The organism is Flavobacterium difficile (genome assembly GCF_011392115.1).
GTDB classification, from domain to species: Bacteria; Bacteroidota; Bacteroidia; order Flavobacteriales; family Flavobacteriaceae; genus Flavobacterium; species Flavobacterium difficile.
On sequence record NZ_JAAJBT010000025.1, the window covers coordinates 1 to 516 of the forward strand.

Genomic DNA, 516 nt, shown 5'->3' on the forward strand with positions numbered 1-516 from the left:
CCATCGTTGTGGTTGCGTTTTCATAACCCGATCTTGTCGCATTAAAATTTGCTACTTCTTCACATGGTAAACCAAACTTTACTTCTCCCATTTCATTTGAAACCTGATTGCCTTTCTCTACGCCTTTACTATTCATCTGTGCTACGCTTGCGCCTGAAAGTAATTTTCCTGTTTCAGCATCTTTTACAACCACAGTAGCATCCACTCCACAAACTGCATTGGCCTGATAAATGTCATCGTTGCCTTCTCTATTACTTGAGAAGTACCCTACATTTTTTTGTAAGTTGTAACTAAATGCAAAATCGTCTTTTTGTGAGTTTACCGGCTCGCCTAAGTTTGTGGCTTTTTCATTAGTTGTTGTAGTGTTGTATTTGAACACATCATAACCTCCAAATCCTTGTCTTCCATTAGATGAAAAGAATAAGATGTTATCATCCTGAATCGATGGAAAACTCTCGTTAGCTTCTGTGTTTACATTTGCCCCTAAGTTTTCTGGTGTACCGTAAACATCTCCAT

Annotated in this window: 1 pseudogene; it reads right to left on the reverse strand. The window is 38.4% G+C overall.

Annotation, left to right across the window (positions count from 1 at the left end):
• Positions 1-516 (reverse strand): annotated as a pseudogene (locus tag G4D72_RS13625) (PD40 domain-containing protein); the annotation flags it as partial.